At 63.8% G+C, this 21944-nt stretch carries 22 protein-coding genes; 9 read left to right on the top strand and 13 right to left on the bottom strand.

The annotated features are described in order from the left end of the window. The first annotated feature begins 42 nt into the window (after window positions 1-42). Genes J1N50_RS08810 through J1N50_RS08785 form a run of 6 tightly spaced genes read left to right on the top strand, consistent with a single transcriptional unit; the run spans window position 43 to window position 6428 of the window. Window positions 43-879 carry an alpha/beta fold hydrolase gene (locus J1N50_RS08810; protein WP_215352991.1) on the top strand — a complete coding sequence of 279 codons (837 nt, stop codon included), beginning with the start codon at window positions 43-45 and terminating at the stop codon, window positions 877-879. Between the two features lie 23 nt (window positions 880-902). Next, window positions 903-1151 (top strand): XapX domain-containing protein, encoded by a 249-nt coding sequence (locus tag J1N50_RS08805; RefSeq protein WP_215352990.1) that lies wholly within the window; start codon window positions 903-905, stop codon window positions 1149-1151. After that, window positions 1148-3079, top strand: coding sequence for an amidohydrolase (locus J1N50_RS08800; protein WP_215352989.1), 1932 nt, complete (start codon window positions 1148-1150; stop codon window positions 3077-3079). Before J1N50_RS08805 ends, J1N50_RS08800 begins: the two co-directional genes overlap by 4 nt. A 3-nt stretch (window positions 3080-3082) precedes the next feature. Next, the gene (locus J1N50_RS08795; RefSeq protein ID WP_215352988.1) at window positions 3083-3493 is read left to right on the top strand and encodes a DoxX family protein; all 411 of its coding nucleotides are present in this window, start codon (window positions 3083-3085) and stop codon (window positions 3491-3493) included. Continuing rightward, window positions 3490-5070, top strand: coding sequence for an MFS transporter (locus J1N50_RS08790; protein WP_215352987.1), 1581 nt, complete (start codon window positions 3490-3492; stop codon window positions 5068-5070). The genes J1N50_RS08795 and J1N50_RS08790 overlap by 4 nt, the downstream gene beginning before the upstream one ends. Then, window positions 5070-6428 carry an alginate export family protein gene (locus J1N50_RS08785; protein ID WP_215353004.1) on the top strand — a complete coding sequence of 453 codons (1359 nt, stop codon included), beginning with the start codon at window positions 5070-5072 and terminating at the stop codon, window positions 6426-6428. Before J1N50_RS08790 ends, J1N50_RS08785 begins: the two co-directional genes overlap by 1 nt. On the opposite strand, the gene J1N50_RS08780 is transcribed toward J1N50_RS08785, so the two are convergent. Then, complete coding sequence (locus J1N50_RS08780) at window positions 6425-7354, bottom strand: LysR family transcriptional regulator (RefSeq protein ID WP_215352983.1); 930 nt, start codon at window positions 7352-7354, stop codon at window positions 6425-6427. The two genes, J1N50_RS08785 and J1N50_RS08780, sit on opposite strands and share 4 nt — an antisense overlap. Before the next feature lie 113 nt (window positions 7355-7467). Between J1N50_RS08780 and J1N50_RS08775 the strand changes: the two genes are divergently transcribed. Next, the gene (locus J1N50_RS08775; RefSeq protein ID WP_215352981.1) at window positions 7468-8166 is read left to right on the top strand and encodes a pirin family protein; all 699 of its coding nucleotides are present in this window, start codon (window positions 7468-7470) and stop codon (window positions 8164-8166) included. Window positions 8167-8201: 35 nt separating this feature from the next. Here J1N50_RS08775 and J1N50_RS08770 read toward each other — a convergent pair whose 3' ends face one another. The 6 genes from J1N50_RS08770 to J1N50_RS08745 form a co-directional block, all read right to left on the bottom strand. Beyond that, window positions 8202-8546, bottom strand: a complete 345-nt coding sequence (locus tag J1N50_RS08770) for a UBP-type zinc finger domain-containing protein (protein ID WP_215352979.1) — start codon at window positions 8544-8546, stop codon at window positions 8202-8204. 13 nt (window positions 8547-8559) lie between these two features. Further along, the gene (locus J1N50_RS08765) at window positions 8560-9114 is read right to left on the bottom strand and encodes a methylated-DNA--[protein]-cysteine S-methyltransferase (protein WP_215352977.1); all 555 of its coding nucleotides are present in this window, start codon (window positions 9112-9114) and stop codon (window positions 8560-8562) included. A 94-nt stretch (window positions 9115-9208) separates the two neighbouring features. Beyond that, window positions 9209-9709: a retropepsin-like aspartic protease family protein gene (locus tag J1N50_RS08760; RefSeq protein ID WP_215352975.1), complete on the bottom strand. Its 501-nt coding sequence runs from the start codon at window positions 9707-9709 to the stop codon at window positions 9209-9211. A gap of 93 nt (window positions 9710-9802) precedes the next feature. Further along, window positions 9803-10672: a hypothetical protein gene (locus J1N50_RS08755; protein WP_215352972.1), complete on the bottom strand. Its 870-nt coding sequence runs from the start codon at window positions 10670-10672 to the stop codon at window positions 9803-9805. A gap of 17 nt (window positions 10673-10689) precedes the next feature. Further along, entirely contained in the window at window positions 10690-11415 is a 726-nt protein-coding gene (locus J1N50_RS08750) for a PEP-CTERM sorting domain-containing protein (RefSeq protein ID WP_215352971.1), read from the bottom strand. Window positions 11416-11542: 127 nt separating this feature from the next. Continuing rightward, window positions 11543-12415, bottom strand: a complete 873-nt coding sequence (locus J1N50_RS08745) for an EpsD family peptidyl-prolyl cis-trans isomerase (RefSeq protein ID WP_215352969.1) — start codon at window positions 12413-12415, stop codon at window positions 11543-11545. 98 nt (window positions 12416-12513) lie between these two features. Between J1N50_RS08745 and J1N50_RS08740 the strand changes: the two genes are divergently transcribed. Next, complete coding sequence (locus tag J1N50_RS08740) at window positions 12514-12768, top strand: XrtV sorting system accessory protein (RefSeq protein WP_058453909.1); 255 nt, start codon at window positions 12514-12516, stop codon at window positions 12766-12768. Here J1N50_RS08740 and xrtV read toward each other — a convergent pair. Continuing rightward, window positions 12765-13673 carry an exosortase V gene (gene xrtV, locus J1N50_RS08735; RefSeq protein WP_246553264.1) on the bottom strand — a complete coding sequence of 303 codons (909 nt, stop codon included), beginning with the start codon at window positions 13671-13673 and terminating at the stop codon, window positions 12765-12767. The genes J1N50_RS08740 and xrtV overlap by 4 nt on opposite strands. A gap of 280 nt (window positions 13674-13953) precedes the next feature. On the opposite strand from xrtV, the gene J1N50_RS08730 reads away from it, so the two are divergent. Continuing rightward, entirely contained in the window at window positions 13954-15306 is a 1353-nt protein-coding gene (locus J1N50_RS08730; RefSeq protein ID WP_215352965.1) for an oligosaccharide flippase family protein, read from the top strand. Window positions 15307-15318: 12 nt separating this feature from the next. On the opposite strand, the gene J1N50_RS08725 is transcribed toward J1N50_RS08730, so the two are convergent. From J1N50_RS08725 to J1N50_RS08705, 5 genes are all read right to left on the bottom strand, one after another. After that, complete coding sequence (locus tag J1N50_RS08725; protein WP_215352963.1) at window positions 15319-16572, bottom strand: glycosyltransferase family 4 protein; 1254 nt, start codon at window positions 16570-16572, stop codon at window positions 15319-15321. A gap of 214 nt (window positions 16573-16786) precedes the next feature. Then, window positions 16787-17875 carry a glycosyltransferase family 4 protein gene (locus J1N50_RS08720; RefSeq protein WP_215352961.1) on the bottom strand — a complete coding sequence of 363 codons (1089 nt, stop codon included), beginning with the start codon at window positions 17873-17875 and terminating at the stop codon, window positions 16787-16789. A 4-nt stretch (window positions 17876-17879) separates the two neighbouring features. Then, on the bottom strand, window positions 17880-19244 hold the full coding sequence (locus tag J1N50_RS08715) for a hypothetical protein (RefSeq protein ID WP_215352960.1): 1365 nt from the start codon (window positions 19242-19244) through the stop codon (window positions 17880-17882). 39 nt (window positions 19245-19283) lie between these two features. After that, the gene (locus J1N50_RS08710) at window positions 19284-21020 is read right to left on the bottom strand and encodes a hypothetical protein (RefSeq protein ID WP_246553263.1); all 1737 of its coding nucleotides are present in this window, start codon (window positions 21018-21020) and stop codon (window positions 19284-19286) included. Between the two features lie 41 nt (window positions 21021-21061). Further along, window positions 21062-21862, bottom strand: coding sequence for an exosortase C-terminal domain/associated protein EpsI (locus tag J1N50_RS08705; protein WP_215352959.1), 801 nt, complete (start codon window positions 21860-21862; stop codon window positions 21062-21064). Window positions 21863-21944: the final 82 nt, after the last annotated feature.

The following is a 21944-nucleotide window of genomic DNA, read 5'->3' as shown; positions in this document are numbered from 1 at the left end:
GTCCGGCCGTTTCTTTTGAAGCGAGCCTGAAAGGACAATGTCATGAGCTACGTCACCACCAAGGACGGCACCCAAATCTTCTACAAGGATTGGGGACCGAAGGACGCCCAGCCGATCGTCTTCCACCACGGCTGGCCGCTGTCGGCGGACGACTGGGACACGCAGATGCTGTTCTTCCTCGCCAACGGCTATCGGGTCGTCGCGCACGACCGGCGCGGGCACGGCCGATCGGCGCAGGTCTCGGACGGCCATGATATGGCGCATTATGCCGCAGACGCCGCTGCGGTCGTCGATCATCTCGACCTGCGCGACGCCGTTCACATCGGTCACTCGACGGGCGGCGGGCAGGTTGCCGCCTATGTCGCACGCCACGGCTTGCCTGCGGGCCGCGTCGCCAAGGCGGTTCTGGTCAGCGCGGTGCCGCCGATCATGCTCAAAACCGAACGCTATCCGGGCGGGCTGCCGATCGAGGTGTTCGACGGGCTGCGCGCAGGGCTCGCCGCCAATCGCGCGCAATTCTTTCGCGACGTCGCGGCCGGCCCCTTCTACGGCTTCAACCGGCCCGGCGCGAAGGTCGACGAGGGGGTGATCGACAATTGGTGGCGCCAGGGCATGATGGGCAGCGCGAAGGCTCATTATGAGGGCATCAAGGCCTTCTCCGAGACCGACCAGACCGACGATTTGAAGGCGATCACCGTGCCCACGCTCGTGCTGCACGGCGACGACGACCAGATCGTGCCCTACAAGAATGCAGGCGTGCTGCAGGCCGAAATCCTGCCCAATGCGACGCTGAAAATCTACGAGGGCTTTCCGCACGGGATGCTGACCACGCACGCCGACATCCTCAACGCCGACCTGCTCGCCTTCGTGAAGGCCTGAGGCAAAGAGGGAGGACGGACATCATGAAAATCTATCTCGTCTCGCTGGGAGCGGGGTTGCTGGTTGGCGTCATCTACAGCCTGCTTGGTGTCCGTTCTCCCGCCCGGCCGATTGTCGCGCTGATCGGTCTCGCAGGCATTCTTCTCGGTGAGCAGCTCGTGCCCATAGCCAAGCGCCTCGCCGACCGGCCCGAACTCGCCCGCTTCGTCCGCGAAGATTGCGCCGGGCATGTTCTGGGCCCGCTGCCCGACAACCGGGATTGCAGGCCATGAGCCCGCTGACCCGTCGCCAGACGCTCGTCGGCGCCGCCACCACTGCGCTTCTCACTGCCACGGAAAGTTTCGCCATGCGCCCGAAAGACCTGATCATCGTGAACGCCAAGGTGACCACGCTCGACCGCGCAAACCCGGTCGCCGAGGCGGTCGCAATCCGCGACGGCAAGTTTCTGAGTGTCGGCAGCGAGGCCGAAGCCCGCGCGGCAGCCGGTTCCAATGCCGAAATCATCGACGCCGGGGGCCGCCGCCTGATCCCCGGGCTGATCGACAGCCACATCCATGTGATCCGCGGCGGGCTCAACTACAATATGGAGCTGCGCTGGGACGGGGTGCCGAGCCTCGCCGATGCGATGGCGATGCTGAAGAAGCAGGCCGCCAACACGCCGCCGCCGCAATGGGTGCGTGTCGTCGGCGGCTTCACCGAACATCAGTTCGCGGAAAAGCGCCTGCCGACGCTCGACGAGATCAATGCTGCGGCGCCCGAGACGCCGGTGTTCATCCTCCACCTCTATGACCGCGCGCTGCTCAATGCTGCGGCGCTCCGCGCCGTTGGCTATACAAAGGACACGCCGAACCCGCCGGGCGGCGAGATCGTGCGCGACGCAGCGGGCAATCCGACCGGCCTGCTGCTCGCCCAGCCCAATGCGACGATCCTCTATGCGACGCTGGCCAAGGGGCCGAAGCTCCCCGAGGAGTATCAGGTCAATTCGACCAAGCATTTCATGCGCGAATTGAATTCGCTCGGCGTCACCAGCGTGATCGACGCGGGCGGGGGCTTCCAGAATTATCCCGACGACTACCAGATCATCGAAAAGCTCCATCAGGATGGCGAGATGACGCTGCGCATCGCGTACAATCTCTTCACGCAAAAGCCGAAGGAAGAGCTCAGGGATTTCGCGACCTGGTCCACCCAGGTAAAGCCCGGCGACGGCGACGATATCTATCGCCACAATGGCGCGGGCGAGATGCTCGTCTATTCGGCAGCGGACTTCGAGGATTTCCGCGTCGAACGCCCCGACATGCCGCCGAACATGGAGGCAGACCTCGAACCCGTCATCCGCCTCCTCGCCGAACGCCGGTGGCCGTGGCGCCTCCATGCCACCTACGACCAGACCATTGGCCGCGCGCTCGACGTGTTCGAGAAGGTGAACAAGGATATTCCGCTTCAAGGCCTCAACTGGTTTTTCGACCATGCCGAGACGATCAGCGAGCGCAATATCGACCGCATCGCCGCGCTCGGCGGCGGCATCGCGGTGCAGCACCGGATGATGTTCCAGGGCGAATATTTCATCGAGCGCTATGGCGCCAAGGCCGCCGAGGCCACTCCGCCGATCAAGCGGATGATGGAGGCCGGAATCCCCGTCGGCGCCGGCACCGACGCGACGCGCGTCGCCAGCTATAATCCGTGGGTATCGCTGTCATGGCTCGTCACCGGCAAGACGCTTGGCGGCACGACGCTCTATCCGGTGCGCAATCGCCTCGACCGCGAAACCGCGCTGCGCCTGTGGACCGAGGCGAACACATGGTTCTCGAACGAGGTCGGCAAGAAGGGTCAGATCAAGAAGGGACAACTCGCCGATCTCGCCTTGCTCTCGAACGATTATTTCGATGTCGCCGAAAGCGAAATAGTTCATCTGCGGTCGGTGCTCACCCTGCTTGGCGGCAAGGTCGTGCATGGCGAGGGCGACTATGGCCCGATCGCCCCGGCGCCGCCGAAGCCGATGCCCGACTGGTCGCCGGTCGCGACCTTCGGCGGCTATCATCGCCGCCCGGAGAGGGCGCAGAAGATGGCGGCCGCCTGCGGCTGCGCCAAGGCGTGCAACGTTCATGGCCACGACCATGCAGCCGCGCTGGGAGCCAGCGTGCCCGCCGCCGACGCCCAGAGCTTCTGGGGCGCGTTCGGCTGCGGCTGCTGGGCGGTCTGAGCGATGAGCGCGCCCGCGCCGATCGCCCGCCTGCTCGGCGACAGCCGCTTCGCAATCCTCGCCGCGATGATCCTCACCCTTCCCTACTGGACCAGCGGTATCGCCAAGCTGCTCGACCTGTCCGGCGCACTGGGCGAGGCCCGGCATTTCGGGCTCGAACCGACGATGCTCACCGTCGCCGCCACGATCCTCATCCAGATCGGCGGATCGCTGCTGATTATCCTCGGCCGCCAGGCGTGGCTCGGCGCGGGCGCGCTCGGCGTGTTCACCGCGATCGCGACGCTGATCGCGCATCCCTTTTGGCAGATCGCCGATCCGATCGCGCGTTTTCACGAGCGCAATACCTTCCTCGAGCATGTCGGGCTGATCGGGGGGCTGATGCTGGCCGCGATCCTGCGGACCAGAAATTCATGACCGATATCGTCGATCCTCTCCCGCGCCCGCTCGCAAGCCCGGTGTTTCGCGCGCTGTGGATCGCAACCGTCGTGTCGAACATCGGCACCTGGATGCACGACGTCGGCGCGGGCTGGCTGATGACCTCGCTCTCGCCCGACCCGTTGATGGTCGCACTGGTGCAGGCCGCGACCACCTTTCCGATGTTCGTCCTGGCGCTCCCCGCCGGGGCGCTCGCCGACATCGTCGACCGGCGCAAGCTGCTGATCGCCGCCCAATTGTTCGGCCTCGGCGGCGCGGCGACCCTGTCGGGGCTGACGCTCGCCGGCCTGACCGATGCATCGATTCTGCTTGCCTTCACCGCCGCCATCGCGATCGGCGCGGCCTTATCCGCCCCCGCCTTCCAGGCAATCGTGCCGGAACTGGTGCCGGGGCCTGCGCTGCAGCAGGCGGTCGCGCTCAACTCGCTCGGCGTCAACATCGCGCGCGCGATTGGTCCTGCGCTCGGCGGCGTCATCATTGCCGCATCCGGTCCCGGGGCGGTCTTCGCCGCCAATGCGCTCTCGATCCTGGGCATATTGGCGGTGCTGGCACGCTGGCGGCGCGATGCTCCCGACCGGCATCTGCCCGCGGAACATATGGTCGGCGCAATGCGCGCGGGGCTCCGCTACGCCTTGCGCGCGCCCGAGCTCAAGGTCGTGCTGATCCGCTCGGTCGGCTTTTTTCTCTTCGCCAGCGGGCTATGGGCGCTGCTGCCGGTCATCGCGCGCCGCGACCTCGAACTCGGCCCTCTCGGCTATGGCGGCCTGCTCACCTTCATGGGGCTCGGCGCGATCGGCGGCGCGATGCTGATGCCAAAGCTGCGCGGCCGGATCGGCGCCAATGCCCTTACCCTGGCCGCTTCGATCCTGCTCGCCATTGCAATGGCGGGGCTGTCACAGACGGCGCAGTTCGTCACCGCCGCCGCGGCGCTGTTCGTCGCGGGGCTCGCTTGGATCGCGATGATGGCATCGCTCAACGGCGGCGCGCAGGCGACCTCGCCCGGCTGGGTCAAGGCGCGCGCGCTCGCCATCTACCTGCTCGTATTCCAGGGATCGATGGCGGCGGGTTCGACCTTGTGGGGATCGGTCGCCTCGCGCATCGGGGTGCCTTCGACGCTGCTCGTCGCCGCCGGGCTGCTGGTCGCGGCGAGCCTGATCCTCGCCTCGCGTTTCCCGCTCGGCCGCGCGAGCGCGCTCGACCTTGCGCCCTCGTCGCATTGGCCCGCGCCGCTTGTCGACGGCGCGGTCGAACATGACAGCGGCCCGGTGCTCGTGACGATCGAATATCGCGTCGATCCGGGAAAGCTGCGGGACTTCTTTGCCGCGATGCAGGAGATGCGCCGCATCCGCCGCCGCGACGGCGCGATCCACTGGGGCGTTTATGAGGATACGGCGGCGCCCGGGCTGGTGGTCGAAACCTTTACCGTCGAAAGCTGGCTCGAGCATCTGCGGCAGCACGACCGCGTCACCAACGCCGACCGCGTGCAGCAGGAAGCCCTCGCCGCCTATCTGACCGGCGATGGTCCGCCCGTGGTGCGCCATTTCGTCACCCGTTGATGCGCCTTCTCCTGCTCCTCGCCGCGCTTGCACCCGCGACCGCCTTTGCCCAATCGGTCGAGCAGACCAATTTGCGCTATGACGAGGATTGGTCGCAACTACGGGATGCGCCGCGCGAAGGCTGGCGGCAGGCCAAATATGTGCCGCAGGGCGACACGGGCGATGCCTATCTGACCCTCGGGGCCGAAGCGCGGGCGCGATTCGAGGGCTTCGAGAATAATTTGTGGGGCGACCCGCCGGCCCCCGACGACGGCTATCTCTGGCTCCGCGTCATGCCCCACGCCGACCTCCACGCCGGACCGGCGCGCATCTTCGTGCAAGGGATCGCAGGGTATGCGCGCGGAGTCGGCGCGGGCAAGGGCTCCGCCGACGAGACAGGGATCGATCTGTTGCAGGGGTTCGGCGATATTCGTGTGAAGCTGGGTGCCGACGGCGGCCTGACGTTGCGCGGCGGCCGCGCGTTGATGGCGCTGGGGTCGGAGCGGCTGGTCGGCATCCGCTATGGCCCCAATATCCCGCAGGCCTTCGACGGGGTCCGCGCCATCAGCGAACACGGAGCCATTCGGATCGACGCCTTCCACCTGCGCCCGGTCGCGATCGGCGGCGGCGATTTCGACGACAAGACCTCCGGGACGCGCCGCCTCGACGGCATCTATACGACGCTCACACCTGCAAAGGGCATCGGCATCGACGCCTATTGGCTCGGCTATGCGAATGACAGCGCGCGCTTCATCGACCGTACCGGACGCGAAACGCGCGACACCTTCGGCCTGCGCTTCTTCGGCAAGCGCGGCGCCCTCGGCTGGAACTGGGAGGCGATGCTTCAACGCGGCCATTTCGACGGCGACCGCATCCGCGCCTGGTCGCTCGCGACCGAAACCGCTTTCAGCTTCCCGCAGGCACCGCTGGGGCCGCGCCTTCGCCTGCGCGCCAATATCGCGAGCGGTGACCGCGATCCCGCCGACGGCAAGCTCGGCACCTTCAACGCACTCTTTCCCAAGGGCAAATATTTCGGCGAACTCTCGCCGATCGGGCCGCGCAACATCGTGAACGTCCATCCCAGCGTCGATTTCGATCTGGGCAAGGGCGTCACCCTCGAACTCGTCGCGGCACGGTTCTGGCGCGAAAGCCGCGGCGACGGCATTTACGACATTCCCGGCGGCCTGATCCGCTCTGCTGGCGGCAGCCGGGCGCGCCATATCGGCGATCAGATCGAGATTTCGGCTGCCTGGCAGGCGAGCGAAATCCTGTCCCTCTCCGCTTCGCTCTCTGCTTTCCGCGCCGGCGCCTTCATCCGCGACACCGGCCCGGCGCGGACGATCCGCATGGTTGGGGCCGAAGCGATGCTCAAGCTTTAAAGGTCGATCATCCCGGCAAGTTCGGCATCCTGGCGGCCAAGCTCGACGAATTGCTCGAGCAGCCAGGACGCGGCGGGGCCCGGCGGCGTATCGCGCCGCCACACCCCCGCGAAGCGATAGGTGCCGCCCGGATGATCGGGCATCGCAAGCCGGATCAGCGTGCCCGAAACCAGATCGGCCTCGATCATCGGCAGCGGCATATTGCCCCAGCCGACGCCCTCGCGCAGCAGCGCGTGTTTCGCGCCCAGATCGGCGAGCCGCCACGTCTTCGGGCTCATCACCGAATAGTCGCGCCCTTCGGTAAACTGGGATCGGTCGGTCAGGACAAGCTGCGTGTAATCGCGACCCGCACCGGGCGGGATACGCTCCATCCGGCCGAGCGGATGGTCGGGCGCGGCGACCGGGACCATCGGAATCGAACCCGCCGCGATACATTCGACGCCGTCGACCCCCGCCGCGAGCGGTCCCGAAATGCCGACGATCGCGCGGCGGTCGAGGATCATCGCGGTGATCGCCCCCAGCGCCTCGACGTGCAGGCGGAGCTGGACGGTCGGAAACTCGACCGCGAAAGCGCGCAGCACCTTGCCGAGCCGCTCGGCGGGCAGCATCACGTCGACCGCCAGATCGACCTCGGCCTCCAGCCCGTCGAGCATCCCCTTCACCTTGGCGCGCAGCCCGTCGATCCCGAGCGAGATCGCGCGTGCCTCGGCGAGCAGCGCGCGCCCGGCCACCGTGAGCTGCGGCTTTCGTGTCCCCTCGCGCTCGAACAGGGTCAGGCCGAGCTGCGCCTCGAGGTTGGCGATGCCATAGCTGATCACCGAAACCGCACGGCCCAGCCGCCGCCCCGCCGCCGCAAAACTGCCGGTGTCGACGATCGCGAGGAAGATGCGGAGCTGGTCGAACGTCGGCGTGCCGGGATTGCTCACTTTTCGATTTCCTCGAACGTTTCGATGAAATTTATCCCACTCAAACCGAAGGATCGCAATCCCTAAATCACCTCCAACGGCGGCCTTTCCGGCCTGCCCCTCGGAGACACAACATGATCGAACTTCGGCCTTTCGACAGCCTCGGCGCCGCCAACCACGGCTGGCTCGACGCGCATCATCATTTTTCCTTCGCCGGTTATCACGATCCCGCGCGGACGAACTGGGGCAATCTGCGCGTCTGGAACGACGACACCATCGCGCCGCAGACCGGCTTCCCGCCGCATCCGCACCGCGACATGGAAATCATCACCTATGTCCGCGAGGGCGCGATCACGCACCAGGACAGCCTCGGCAACAAGGGCCGCACCGAAGCGGGCGACGTCCAGGTGATGAGCGCCGGAACGGGCATCCGCCATTCGGAATATAATCTCGAGGATGTGACCACGAAGATCTTCCAGATCTGGATCATCCCGACCCGCGACGGCGAACCGCCGCAATGGGGCGCCAAGCCCTTTCCCAAGGGCGAACGCTCGGGCAAGTTCGTGACGCTCGCCTCGGGCTATGACAACGACAATGACGCGCTGCCGATCCGCACCGACGCGCGCGTCGTCGGCGCGACGCTCCGCGCGGGCGAGACGGCGGAATATCCGTTGGGCAAGGACCGCAAGGCCTATCTCGTCCCCGCCAAGGGCGCGGTGCAGATCGACGACGTCCGCGTCAACGCCCGCGATGGCGCCGCGATCAGCGACATAGAGGTGCTGCGCGTCACCGCGATCGAGGACAGCGAAATCGTCCTCGTCGACGCGGCCTGATCCCCGGGCGGCGCGGCGTCCCTGCGTCGCGCCGCCTATTGCCGGAGCCGGTCGATCCAGTCGGTCGGCACCGCGCCTTGCGGACCGGGCACCGGCTGCGAGGCCGGATGACTCGTCGGCGGGGCAAGCTGCGGCCCTGCCAGCGGCACGCCGTGGCGGTAATCCCAGAACCAGTCCTCGCCGGGTTCGAACGACTGGATATAGGGGTGGCCGGTCGCGTCGAAATGCGCGGACGCGTGCTGCGAGGGCGAGGAATCGCAGCAACCGATATGGCCGCAGGTGGCGCAGCGGCGGAGGTGGAACCACCAGCCGCCATCCTCGAGACATTCGGCGCAGCCGGTTCCCGACGGCGGAGCCGACGGATCGATGTCGCTGCTCATGCCGCTTTCCCCATCAGAAATCGAAACCTTGCTGCGCCGAATCGGGCAGCGCCACCCCTTCCAGCGCGAGCATCCGGGCCTTCGACATCGCACCGCCCGGAGCCGAAAAGCCCCCGATCTTTCCGCCCGCCGCCATGACCCGATGGCAGGGAACGACCAGCGGCACCGGATTGCGCGCCATCGCCTGCCCGACGCTCCGCGCATATTCGGGACCGACGTCCAGCATCCGCGCGACTGCGCCATAGGTTGTCGTCTCACCCCAGCCGAGCTGGCGCACGATGGCATAAACCCTTGTAAAGAAAGGCTCCTGCGGACCTAGATCGACGGCGACATCGGAAAAGTCGACTCGGTCGCCGCCAAAATAGCGCGCGGTGCCCTCAATAACAGCGCCCACCTCCGGCGGCGGGTCGGCGCGCACGGCACCGGGTAGCTGCCGCGCCATCGCCCGATTGCTGTCTTTTGGGTCCGGCGCGGGCAGGCGCAGGCAGCTGATTCCCCTCGAATTCCACGCGATCGCCGCAACGCCCGCCGCCGTCTCGAAAAGCTGATAGTGGCTCTGCCCCGACATGTGCGGCTCCCATTCGCGGAGCCTGAATATAGGCTGCCCGGGTTTCGCGCCACCGTTTCCGGCCGCCTTGATTGCCCTTTTGATGCGCCGGGGTTTAGCGCGTCAGCGTCAGTCTGTCGCCGTCGATGTGGATGCTGTCGAACTGCGCGAGCGCATTTTGCCCCAGCAGCGATACGCCGACATCGCGCCGCGGGACGGCCGCCTTCAGATTCCGGATCGGGTGGCCGTCGAATTTGATCTCTCGGATGACGATCCAGTCAACCGCCACCGGCCCCGCCGCGGTCAGCACCGCCTGCGTATCGCCCGTCGCGACATAGCCGCCGAGCTTGCGGGCATCGGCGTGGCTCAGGACGACATGGCTTGCGCCGGTATCGACAAGAAACCGGATCGACCCCGCCGCCAGCTTTCCGTCGATGTAGAAAAGACCGTTGTCAGACCGCTGCGCGCCCGACCGCGTTCCGCTTTCGGTCGGCGCGCCGGCCGCGCTGCCAGCCGAGAATGCGGTCGCAGACCCTTGCCCCGGCTCGGACACCACCAGAGGCGTCGTCGCCATCGACGTCAATGCTCCGGCAAGGAAGATGGCAGAGGCCCGCATCCGGCCGCTTTAGACGCGGCAATTTGAGCTTCGGTTTCGCCGCGTGGCTAACGGTGCATTAACCAGAACCTGCCTTCGATAGGAGCGCCCGGGTCAGCCGACCGTTTCTTTGGCCTCTTCGGCTTCCTTTTCGAGGCGTTTTACACGCCGCGACTGCAGCACGCCGAACAGCAGCAGGAAAATCGACAGGATCGTCCATTGGATCACCTGGAGCCAATATCGCACCTTGAGCGAATATTCGTCGCGATAGAGCGTGTAATAGGGATCGCTGATACCCACGCCGAGTGCGTTGAACAGGACGCGGATCGGGCCGGGCAATCCGCCTTCGACCAGGATCCCCGACCAGGACGGGCGTTGGGTCGTCTCGGCCAGCCGTTTCCTGCTCTTCGCTTCAAGCTGCACGAAGAAGGTCGCCGCACCGCTTCCGGCCGGCCGGTACGGCGAAAAGGCCATCCGGTCGTCGGCGATGTACCAATCCTGACCGAAGAAGACGATGGTGCCGAGCTCACCCCCGACCAGCCTCGCCGGACCTTCGACGATCGCCACCGACCCCGCATCGCTCGCGGCAATCGTCTGCGGCCGGCCGTCGGTCCCCGGCAGGGCGAACAGGATATAGGCGATAAAGCCGAGAATGACGCCGAAGGCGACAACCGCAAAGCTGTAGAATATCGCGCGGAGCGTCTTGGCCCGCTTGATCTGGACCTCGAGCGTCGGCTCCACCTCCGGTTCCGGGTCGCGCTTGCGGAGAATGCGCAGGATGAGCCACGCCGGGAAGACGGCCAGGAGGAACAGGAACAGAAAGGTCAGCAGCGGCGCATAGGCGCCGAAATGACCGATCTGCCATTCGGCAAGCCGCGCGAAGAAGCCGCGATATGTGGCTCCTTCCCACAGGAAATAGAGACCGCACAGCGCGATCCATGCTCGAATGGCCAGTTTGCGAAGGGGCGTGGAGCGCGTCGACATGAACGGAGCGCGGAGCCTCAGGCGGTTGCGGCGGGCTGGAAACCAGCGCGGCGACGACGGAGGCGCATCGTCATTCCGACCCCGAACAGGCCGAGGATGAGCGAGAGCCAGGTCGCGGGCTCGGGAACCGCCGGCGGCTGGTTCGGATCGCCGCCGCTGCTGGTCGTACCACCACTACTGCTGGTCGTGCCGCCGCTGCTGGTCGTCGTCCCGCCGCTGCTCGTTCCCCCGCCGCTGCTGCCTCCCGACGAACTGCTCGTCGTACCCGGGGGCGGCGTGCTCGCCGAAAACACATTGTTCGCGATGGGACCGAGCGCAGGCGCCGCCAGTGCGAGAACCGGAGGCCCGGCAGCCGGAGCAGCGGCAAACGCCTCGGTGGCAGCCGTACCGGCCGGGTCCGGGACCGCCGCGGCGCCATCGGACGGCGCCGCGATAACCGGACCGTCCCGGCGGGCAATAGTGGCGAAGTCGCGATCGCGCAGGGCGCGGCGCACCCTGTTGCGCGGCAGGCGCGTGGCCTTCGCGATCGGCACCGCCGCGTCGGGTTCGTCTGCGTAGCTGCCGTCATCCACCTCTTCCGCGGGCGGAATGGCCATCGCCGCCATCGCGCTGGCGCCCGGCCCCGGAATGCCAAGGATCGCGCGGTCTTCAAGACGCGTAAAGCCGATCAGCAGAACACCCAGGATCAGCGCGATGCGCGTCGTCCTGTACCGTGACGGCTTGCTACCCTCACTTGCTTCCATGCTTCGGCAACCCCCACAATGCGATTCGTGTCACCTATTGGTAGCATAGCGGATGCTTTTCAACAAATTAGCTGTCTCGACATGGCACAGTTTCACTGCGCCGCGCCGGGACGGCGCCCGCAAAAAGCTACGATCCGGGAGTGGCCGCCTTTGCCGGGGCCTTGGCCGGGGCCTTGGCCGCGGGCGGCTCGAGCCCCGCCTGATAGGTGATGTTCGCCTTGGCCCGCGCCTCGTCGATGCGCTTCTTGAGGACCGCGCCCAGATTCTCGGCGCGCATGACCTGCGCCGCCATCGGTCCCGCATCCTGATCGCTGACCGGAACGGGCTGCCGGCCGACGATGACGCTGACGATGACCTTGCCCTGCGCCGGGATTATGAAAGGCTCCCCGTCCGGAAGCGCCAGAATCTGCTTCATCACCGCCGCCGGAACGACGCCCGAATCGATGCTGTTCTTACCCTTCTGGTAGGTGATCGCCTTCTGCTTCAGCGTCGCCTCGACGTCCGCGAGCGAGCGCGCCGCCTCCAGATCCTTGAGAATTTTCTGGTCGGCCGGCATATCGAAGCTGATCTGGTCGACCATATAGGCGGTGCGCTGGGCGAACCGTCCCGGATTGTCGGCGATGAATTTCTTCACCGCCGCCGCCTCCGGCACCCGGACGGTGTCGGCGGTCCTTTTGCCGTACATGCTGACGAGCAGTTCTTCCTTCAGGCGGCGTTCGCGAATGATGTAGAGGGGATCGCGGTCGAGCCCGTCTTCCTTGGCGACCTGCGCCATCAACCGGCGGTTGATGATCTGCTGCAGCATCTGCCGCTGCACGGCCTTCTTGTCGCCCGCCGGGGGGTTCGGAAGTTCCGCGATTTCGGCGTTGAGTTCCTGCTGCGTGATCTCCTCGCCATTGACGACGGCGACCACCTGCCCCGTCGGTTCCTTGTCGCATCCGTGGAGGACGATGGCGGCGGCGCAAATATAGGCGAGCCTTGCAGTTATAGCGGTTTTCACTTACGCCCCCCAAAGGTTCTGGCAGTGCAACAGGCAAGATGCCTAAGCTGCTGGCTGCATAGCGATTTACGCGACCGCAATACAATGGGGAAACCGAATTGGAAACTGTCTACGATTGGATCACGGTTGCCATATTCGTCGGGCTGGCGGTGCTCTTTCTCCAGCGCTCCTCCGAAGAGGAGCCGCGCGACAAAATCTATCATTACGCCCCGCCGGCCATCGGGTGCGCGATCGCGAACTATCTGGGCAATGAGGGATATATGGTCGGGTCGGTGGTGCTGATCGTCGGCATCCTCGCCTATATCCACTATATCCTCAAACCCTTCGCGCCGTCCGACAGCAACGCGAACTAATCGCCCGCGGATTTCGCGGCCGCGAAGCGCCAGACCCGCTGCAAAAGCTTGTCGAGCACATAGATCGTCACCAGCGAGATCGCGAAGGTCGTGAGCCCCGCGAAATTGTGCAGGAACCCCTGTGCCGCGGCCTCCCCCCCATAATAGGTGATGAGGATGAGCAGCAACACGCGCATCAGGTTCGAAAAGACCGCGACCGGAATCGCCGCCGCGACCAGCACCGCCATATAGCGCCAGTTCGCCCGGTGGCTCATATAGACGTAGAAGAGCGTCAGGGCCGACAGCGTGATCAGCGAATTCAGCCCCGCACAGGCGGCCGCGACCAGCAGCTGATATTGCCCGATCTGGATCGTGACGCCCGCACTGGCGATCGGATAGCCGAGGAAATACAGCAGCGAGACCGCGCTCTCGCTGATCCATATCTTGAGCGGATTGGTCAGCGCGGCAACCAGGCTGTCGGGAAGCGGCACCGCGAACAGCAGATACAGCAACGGAAACCACAGCCGCTGCAACGCCGCGACGCCGAGAAAGGCATAGAGCAAGGCCACGACGAGCGCATAGAGCGCATAGACCTCCAGCTCGATGACCGCCGCGATACGGAACAGCACGAGCGCCAGCGCGGTGACGAATATGGCGCCCACCGCCTTCCACGCGGCGGGTCTGTGCTGCACCGGACGCGTTTCGGGCAGCATCCGGACAAACAGCCATATCCCCGACGCCAGAACCAGCGGGCCGTGCGAGCCCTGCTCGGTCGACCAGCTTTGCGTGGCGATGAAGCGCCATGTCGGAAACGACACCAGCGCCAGCCCCACAAGGGCCGGCCAGTAACGCCCCGCCCATGCGAATGCGGATTGTTTGACCACAGGGTTACCCGAAGCGTGCAATGTCGACTTTCGCCTTTGCATCGGGCAAGCAGGCCTTCCGCCACGATGGCGGTCGCCGGTCTCTCCCTGGCCCACGCGACTAGCAAAACATCCGATCCCTTCGCAAGCCGGATGATGACGGGTATCCGGGAGTAGACGCCGATTCAGCCCGAACCGCGCCGAAGCGGTTCAAAATGGGGCGAAAGCCGTGCGATTAGCCTTCCCGTAAACGGAGCTTTTTGCTCGACAAGATGCGCGCGAATGCTACCCCGTCGCGGGTGACGCCATTTCATGCAGTCAAACCGGATTGGGCCAGCCGATTGTGGACCTGAAGCACCAGCTGACTTCGCTGAAGTCGATTTTCCTTGGTCAAGGCGACACCACCTCCCTGCGCGGCCGGGCGCTGAATTCGGGTGCGTGGATCGGTGCGGGATTTGCAGTGCAAAAGGTTCTGCAGTTCGGGTCCAACCTGATCCTGACGCGCCTGCTGTTCCCTGAAGCCTTCGGCCTGATGGCGCTCGCGACCGTGTTCCTGGTGGGGCTCGCCATGTTCTCCGATGTCGGCATAAAGCCAGCGATTATCCGGGACCCTCGGGGCGATGATCCCGACTTCCTGAACACGGCATGGTCGATTCAGGTCTTACGCGGCATCATGCTCTTCGCGATCGGGGTCGTGATTTCCTATCCGGTATCTTTGATATACGGCCAGCCCATACTCTTTCCATTGCTCTGCGCCCTCAGCATCACCTCTCTGATAAGCGGCTTCTCTTCGATTTCGCTGGTGACCGCGGAGAGGAAACTCGACTTCCGATCCGTCACATTCGTCCAGATTGCCGGACAGGCGGTGATGATCGGCCTCCTCGTTTCCATCGCCTATTTCTGGCGGTCTGTGTGGGCTCTTGCTGTTGCCAATGTCATCGGAACGCTTGCCACGGTCCTTCTTGGATATGTCCTCCTGCCCCGGCACAGGCATCGCTTCGTGCTGGACAAGGCGCACGCTCTGTCGCTCGTGAGTTTCGGGAAGTGGATATTTCTGTCGACTATCGTTTCTTATCTGGGAGGAGAAGGACTAAGGGCGGTTCAGGCTACGATGATCACCCCTGCGGAATTCGGCGTTCTTGCAATTGCCAACACGATCGCTGCCATTCCTAATGATCTTGCGCTTCGGCTGGCTGGGTCGATCGGACTACCCGTCATGGCAGAGACCTATCGCGAGTCTCCAGCCAAGGCGTTTTCGATATTGCATCAATTCCGCAAGCATTCATTGGCTATATCCATGGCCATGTTCGCGGCAGCAGCTATTCCAGCAAGAGAGCTGATACAATTTCTCTATGATGCCCGCTATCATGACGCTGGCGATTATCTTATTGCTGCATGCTTGGCAAACGCTTTGGCATCAATTGGCTTCGGATATAGCGGTGCGATACTTGCCGTAGGATCATTTCAATCTTATTTTATTTCTATAGTCATAATAACCATTCTCAGAATTGTCGGGGTTTTGATCGGATTTCAGTTCGGCGGAATTATGGGGATGATAATCGGCATCGCAATCGCCAATTTGGTCTCGCTCTTTTACTACTGGTATTTGACCGATCGCTTGGGCTTACGGGATTTTCGACTGGACTTTACCACTCTCTTGGGAATCGCAGCACTGTCCGCCATATCGCTGCGGTAATTATATTGGCTATCAAAGCCGAAGCAGTACTCTTCCCAATTGCGAACCCCACGAGCGATTACGATCGTAAAGCGCCTCACGCACGGTGGATAATCGGTCAGCTAGAGCCGTGATTCGCCCCTCATCTCCCACAAGATCGCGCAGCGCCGAGACGAGGGAGTGCTGGTCGTCTGCCTTGAATACCGCACATCCATCCCCCAAAGCGTCTATCGCCGGGACAACCGAACTCATCAACGTGGGAACGCCATGCGCGGCCGCTTCGAATCCTACGACAGCAAGACCCTCGTTAAATGCGGTCCGCGTAGGGCAGATAAGCAGATCGGCGCCATCGATCGCAAGATGCACGCCCGGACCATCAAGCCTGCCAATAAATGAAATGCGCTGGTCGCCAAGTTGATCCAACCGTGATTCCAGTTTGGTTGCGGCGCTGCCCACCCCAGCAAAAACCAGCCTGATGTCTGGAAACTCAGGTTGCAGCGCCGAAAAAGCGTCCAGAAGCATGAATATGCCCTTCTCGCTTTCGATCCTCCCAAGATACAACAGGTTACGCACTCGGCTGACGCGCTTGACCGGATGGCGCTCCGCCATTTGAGGCAGTTGGGTCAACCCTTGCACTCGTCCGAACGTGAGCGTCGCTATCTGGCGCGCGCACTCCAACGAGGTACATATTGCGTCATCGAGCGACCGCGCTTCCCAAGCAAGGCGTGCTCGCTGGTAGATACCCTTCAGGCCGCCCAAACGCTGACCCATCGGCCAGAATGTATTGTGCGCGCTCAGGACAAGGCGCCGACCTTCTTGCGCAAGTCGGGACCAATAGGCCGATGGAAAGTCGGTCGCGACGAGGACTATATGCGGAGCAAAGGCGTCCACCTCCGCGCACACCGCGTTGCCATATTCGGTCTGCGCCGCAAAAAACTCACTTCGGCTGTTCCAATTGCGGCGATGGACGGTCCGAAAAATGAACGAGGGATCCATCTGCTCGCTGGGGACCGCCGTCTGGGTGAGAATTTGCGTGTCCAGCCCCAGCCGCTTGGCTAATTCAAAGAATTGCGCCGAATAGGTGATGATTGGCACTCGCGGATCGTGCTCGCCGCGAAGCCAGCAATTATAGGTTCCCGCAAGATCGCCCGGCCCGGGAATATAACTCAATCGTACGGGCGCGTCCGCATCGAGCCCGAGACGCTGGCGTATCTTCCGGGGGGCGTCGGGAGGCAAACCTTCGACCGCGAAAAGCCCGTCGGATAACATCGAATATTCCGCCCTCATTCGCTGGACGCCGTTGCGATGCGCCTGAACCGACCATCCCGCATCACCATATTATCCTTTTCAAAAACCCTTGGAGGAACAGGGCATTGCAATAAGCTCGCGCGAGCATGATGGTTGCCAAATATAATTTTGGTTTTGTCATATTTTGATTGCGCTCGATCTGTTCAAATGAACGGCAACCGACGGCGCTGAAGCTCATTTTATCGCGTTCAGCTTAAACGCCGTCAGGCGAGGTTCCGGTTTGCAAATGCGGATCTTCAATGATTTCGGCGAAGAGCTCGATCGAACTCGCTGGAGAATATCGAAGCGAAGTAGCAATAGCTTCCCTCGACAGCGCGCCCCATTTAGCCTTCTGCATGCCGCAATATTCCAGAATTATTTCAGACATCTCGCGGGCATCTGCCGAGCGCAGCAAAGTGCCTCCCCCTTGGGCGAGCAGTTCCGGGGCGGCTCCCGAGGGCATGGCGATAACCGGTGTCCCACTCGCCATCGCCTCCAATATCGGAAGACCGAACCCCTCTTCGCGGCTTGGGAAGAGCCAAGCCGAGCAGCGGCCATATAATGCACCCAGCCGATCCTGCCGTGGTGAAACATGATATTGGACAAATGACGGAAGCGGCATCGCGTCCGTAGGCTCGGCGTGACCAAAAGCTATGCACCGCAGTTCCGGTCTCTTTTCTCGCGCCAGCGAAATCGCCTCGATCGCAATGTCGCTGCCTTTCATGGGGTTGGGAGCGTAAACAAAACCCACAGTGGGACCATCGGGCATTTCGCGCTCACCCGCGAAAAACAGGCTCCGATCGACTCCGTTGGGCACGAATCCCGGTGGGTCGAGGCCGAGCTGGTCCACCAATATCGCTTCTAGCCATCTGGAGACGGTGATTTTCTGCGTCGGCAATCTCAACGCAGCGTCGACCCTATCCTTGTCGCCGTTCCAAATCTCGTAACCCTGAACGAAATGGAATTTTCTGCCGCGATCCTCGGGGAAGTCGGCAATCCACTCGGCAGTTTCCCACCACGTTGCGATGATGACGTCCGCGGGGGGTACATCCGCCGCCCGAACCGGACGCCACCGCTCCAGCATCTTCACCGTCACGCCCGTTCCGTCGAAATGGCTCTTCACATGGCGCGGCTTATGAAACGGAAGGCTGTTCCGAACCCTTTGCAACCGGCCATAAGGCCGCGGCGCCGGAACCACGATCGTGACATCGTGCCCCCGCTGCCTCAGCCCCTCGGCATATTGGGCGATCACGCGAATACCGCCCCCCATGTCGAGCGACGCCACCACGAATGTCACGCGCATCGGATCAGTTTCCCTCTATTGCCGCGGGATTGGGGTCGAGGGCGCGGCGAGGCCTCCCGCCGCTGGACGGTCCGCCGATGGCGAACGCGGCCCCGGCGATCAACCATGTCAGTGGCACGATCGAGGAATTGGGAACGCTGTCCAGCAGGTTGATCGCGAGCAACGCGCAGAGGGCGGCCGATGGAACCGAAATGGACCTGAGCGCCCTGCGCCGCCACAGGAGGCTGACCGCCCCGAGCGACAGCAGGCCGAACATCGACAGATACCCCGCCCAGCCCCACGTGCCGAACGCAATGATCCAGCTGCCGTCGGTGATGCTGTCGTCCTTCCCCGTTTCGGGGTCGTAGATGCGATTCCGGCCCCAGCTGCCCCAGCCGAACATCGGCTTTTGCGCGGCTTTCTGAAGCAGCTGGTCCTCGTTTACCAGCCGCACTCCCAGCGAATCGCCGCGATCGGTGCTGAAGGCGTTGGTCATTTCGGATATCGTCGCGGTCGGGATCAGGCCGGCCGCGCGCACCGCGGGGTAGAGCAGCACCATGCCGCAAAGCGCCGCGCTCAGCAGGGCAAGCCGCCGGGCGCGCAGGAACGCGATCGCCGGGACCATCGCCGCGGCGAGCACGAACGCCCCCAGCGATTTGCACAGCACCAGAATCAGCGCCAGATAGGCTGCGAACAGTCCCGACTGGGCACGGCGCGTTCCGGTCGCATCCTTCCACCGCGCGGCGGCGGCGGCCAGCGCCATGGCACAGAAAATTGCGACCAGCAGGCCGTGGCCCAGGAAGACCACAGGGCGAAAGCCGCCTCCGCGCATCTGTTGCCCGAAGCTGTGCGGAAAAAAGCCGTAGATCAGCCGGTGCAACTGCGGGCTGAGCCGGACCTCGATCAGCATCAGCACCGAATAGGCCAGCGCCGCGATCACCAGCGCAAGGAGGAACTGGCGGCGGCGCTCGTCAGTGTTCAACAAGCCATAGGCGGCCACGAACGGGACGAGCGTGATGATGTTCAAAGCCGCTTGCGATGCGGCGTCGTACAGGGTCATCGGCGGAATGAAGCGTTCGCCGTAGAGGAAGGATTCGGGATTGAAGACCGACGTCGCGAACGGCGAGAAGACGAACAGCGCGGCCAGGCCGACGATCGCGGGATTCCTGAAGGCGCCGAGCCATCGTTCGCGCGCGAACAGCGTGCAGCCGATCAGGATCGAGAGATTGGAGATGCTGGTCTTGTCGAGCGGCGGCACGCCCGAAAACTCGAACGAGGTCTTCACGGGCAGCAGCAGATAGGCGCCGAGAACCGACCAGACGAGCGCCCGGTGCGCCGGGAGCGTCGCAAACAGCAGGATCGCGACGCACGGCCAGACGCCGAGGACCAAATAGGCAAACAGATTTGGAATCGAACGCCCCCCGCGCGGTTATTCAGCGGCCGGCATATGCGGCCGGGGGACGTTGCAGTCCAGCAGCGCCCGCATTTTGGGGCTGTTTTCATTCGGCGTGTCATAGCTCGCCTTGGCGCCCCAGCTTCCCCACCGGGTCCCTTGCCGCCCGACGCTGCTGAAATGGGCCAGCAGGCTGCAACCCAGATCGCGATGCACCCGCATGAGTTCGACATAGAGATCATACATGCGCGGATGCGACTGCGCCGCCGCCAGCGCCGGACCATAGGGCAGCTCCGCCTGCCCCTTGGGCTGGATATGCTGCCCCCCCTCATAAGCGATGTAGGCAAGCCCGTTGCGCTTCGCGAAATCGATCGTCCGGGACAGGCTGTCGCCGGCGCGCAGTTCCGCCAGCGTCGCCGCGACATCGTCGATCACCATATCGGCAGTCAGCGCCGCGCCTAGGCTCGCCCATTTCTCGTAAACCCCGTCGCGAGGCCCGACATAGGCCGCCGGCGACACCGTATCGACGCCGCCGTTTTCGAGGCACCAGCGGATCGTGCGTTGCGACGCGTCGAACCAGGCCGCCTGGACTGCGCCGACCCGCACCAGCCGCTTCGCATCGGCCCCCGCCCATTCGCGCTCCCATATCGCGAACGTCCGCCTGAACAGCGCGCCGATCCGCTCGGGGTGATCCTTACCCTCGGTCTTTGCCGCATCCTTCCAGGGATTTCCGCCCTTCGCTTCGACCAACGCGCCCGCCAGCGGCGAATTCAGCATCCAGCCGGCCTGCAGAAAGCCCCAGTTCCAGACCTCGTTCGAATATTCGAGATAGACCTTCAGCTTCGGGTCGAGCGTCTCATGCACCAGCTTCGCAAATTGCGCGATATAGTCGTCGGTCGCGCGGTGCGGGATGCAAAACCAGGGATCGATCTGAAGCGTGTTGCATAGCTGGATCATCAATTCGATCGCGACGCCGCCCGAAAACCTCCTCTGGAACGGAGTCGGCGCAGGACCGAAACGGGCGTCGGGATCGCCCCGCGTGGCCACCATCGTATAGAATGTCGGCCGTTTCCGGTCGCGCCAATGTTCCTCGATCGAGTTGTTCGTACCCGCCCAATCCATGAACCGCAGGCAATGGAACGGACGGCAGAAATCGAGGAACTCGGGCAGGAAGGGATCGCGCTTCAGGTCGACATTCTCGTCGGCTTCCGCGACCAGCCGGATGTTCCGGACATGATTGCCGCGCCTAGACCGCCTGATGATGATCCCCTCGTAATTCTTCCTGTCATTCCGCATGCTCAATTTCACGCGGCCCGGTCTGCTCGATATGATCCGGGTAGAGGCCGTCGCGTCGATTTCGCCCTCCCCGTCATAAAGCAGAATATAGGTTCCCGGCGGTCGCCAGTTGGGCACAAGGGTCGCGACCGTTTGAGGTTCCGCAAGCCCGGGGCTGCGGACCGGCACCTCGAGCGGGTAACCATCCTCGTCATACTGGAACGCTGCCGGGACATTGGTATTGTCCGGGCCGGCCTTGCTGAGATTCTTCGTGTACCAGGGCCTTGCGCCAAGAAACAGGTTCCGGAAGGGAAAGCCCGGCTCCCAATCCGCGATCTCGGCCAGATTCATGCCGATGGGCAATTTGGGAAAGCTGTCGCCGCGCGGGATCGGAATCGGTTCCTCGCGCGTCGCCGCCCAGAGGCCGCCGAGACCGACCGTAAAGACGCCCGCGCCGGCCGCTGAAGCGAGCATCAACGACCGACGATCAATCCTCATCGGCCGACATCCCGCCAGTTCTCGAGCCGCCGACGCGGCGTTCAAAACAAGACATTGTCCCTGAACTCGCCGGAACAGGCCCGGGCAAAAGCCTGCAGGAATTTTTCGAGCGCGTCGGGCGAATAGCCGGAGGCTCCCTCTATCGTCGAGACGCGGAAAAGCAGTCCGTCGGGAGAAACGCCCCCGACATTCGCCAGCGCCATCGAAAGTCTCTGTTCGGCCCACCCGACGGGAAAATCCCGACCTACGCGGACCCAGTACAGAATCTCCTCCTTCGGGCCGCCGCGATCGGCGATCAGCTTTCGCGCGGCGATACGGCGGCCGTCGAAATCGAGCGACACCGCCTTGGAGGAAACGATCGGGAAACCGGCCGCAGGATAGCAAACTTCGGGCCGATGGACCTGAACGTCATTCTGCTGGACGCTACTATACGCCAGCAACAGCATCATCGTCGGCAGCCCGTCGCCTTCATATATCCGGGTTTCCAGGTTCTGATACAGCTTGTCGCTGAGCGGATCGGGGGCCGCGGTTACCAGTTCGCTGCTCTTCCGGGACTTCCACCCACCCGCGGTTTCGGGAATCATCCTGTTGAAGCGGTCCTTGGCAATGGGCGCTGCCAGAGCCTTCGGCATGTTGAGGTAAGAGAAGGCGGCCGCCCCCGCCAGTCCGAGGCCGATCAGAACCCCTCGCCGGTCGATCGTCCTGCTGTCGGCGCCTTCGCCCGGCGAAAAAATGGTGCGTCTGTTCATATCAGCCCTTTGGATCGGCTGCTCATGTCTAGTCGCCGCGGGACAAACTCGCCAACGAAAAAGTTCCCCTTTATACAAGGGCGCGGCTTGCAAAGCTGCCCGAACAGCCTAGGCGGGAAACAACGCAAGCGTTCGGGGGGCCAAGCTTGAGAATTGCGTATCTGGTAAATCGCTA

This window comes from Sphingopyxis soli (assembly GCF_018682675.1).
Lineage (GTDB): Bacteria > Pseudomonadota > Alphaproteobacteria > Sphingomonadales > Sphingomonadaceae > Sphingopyxis > Sphingopyxis soli.
The sequence above is the reverse complement of the archived record's forward strand: the minus strand, read 5'-3'. Positions and strand labels throughout refer to the sequence as shown.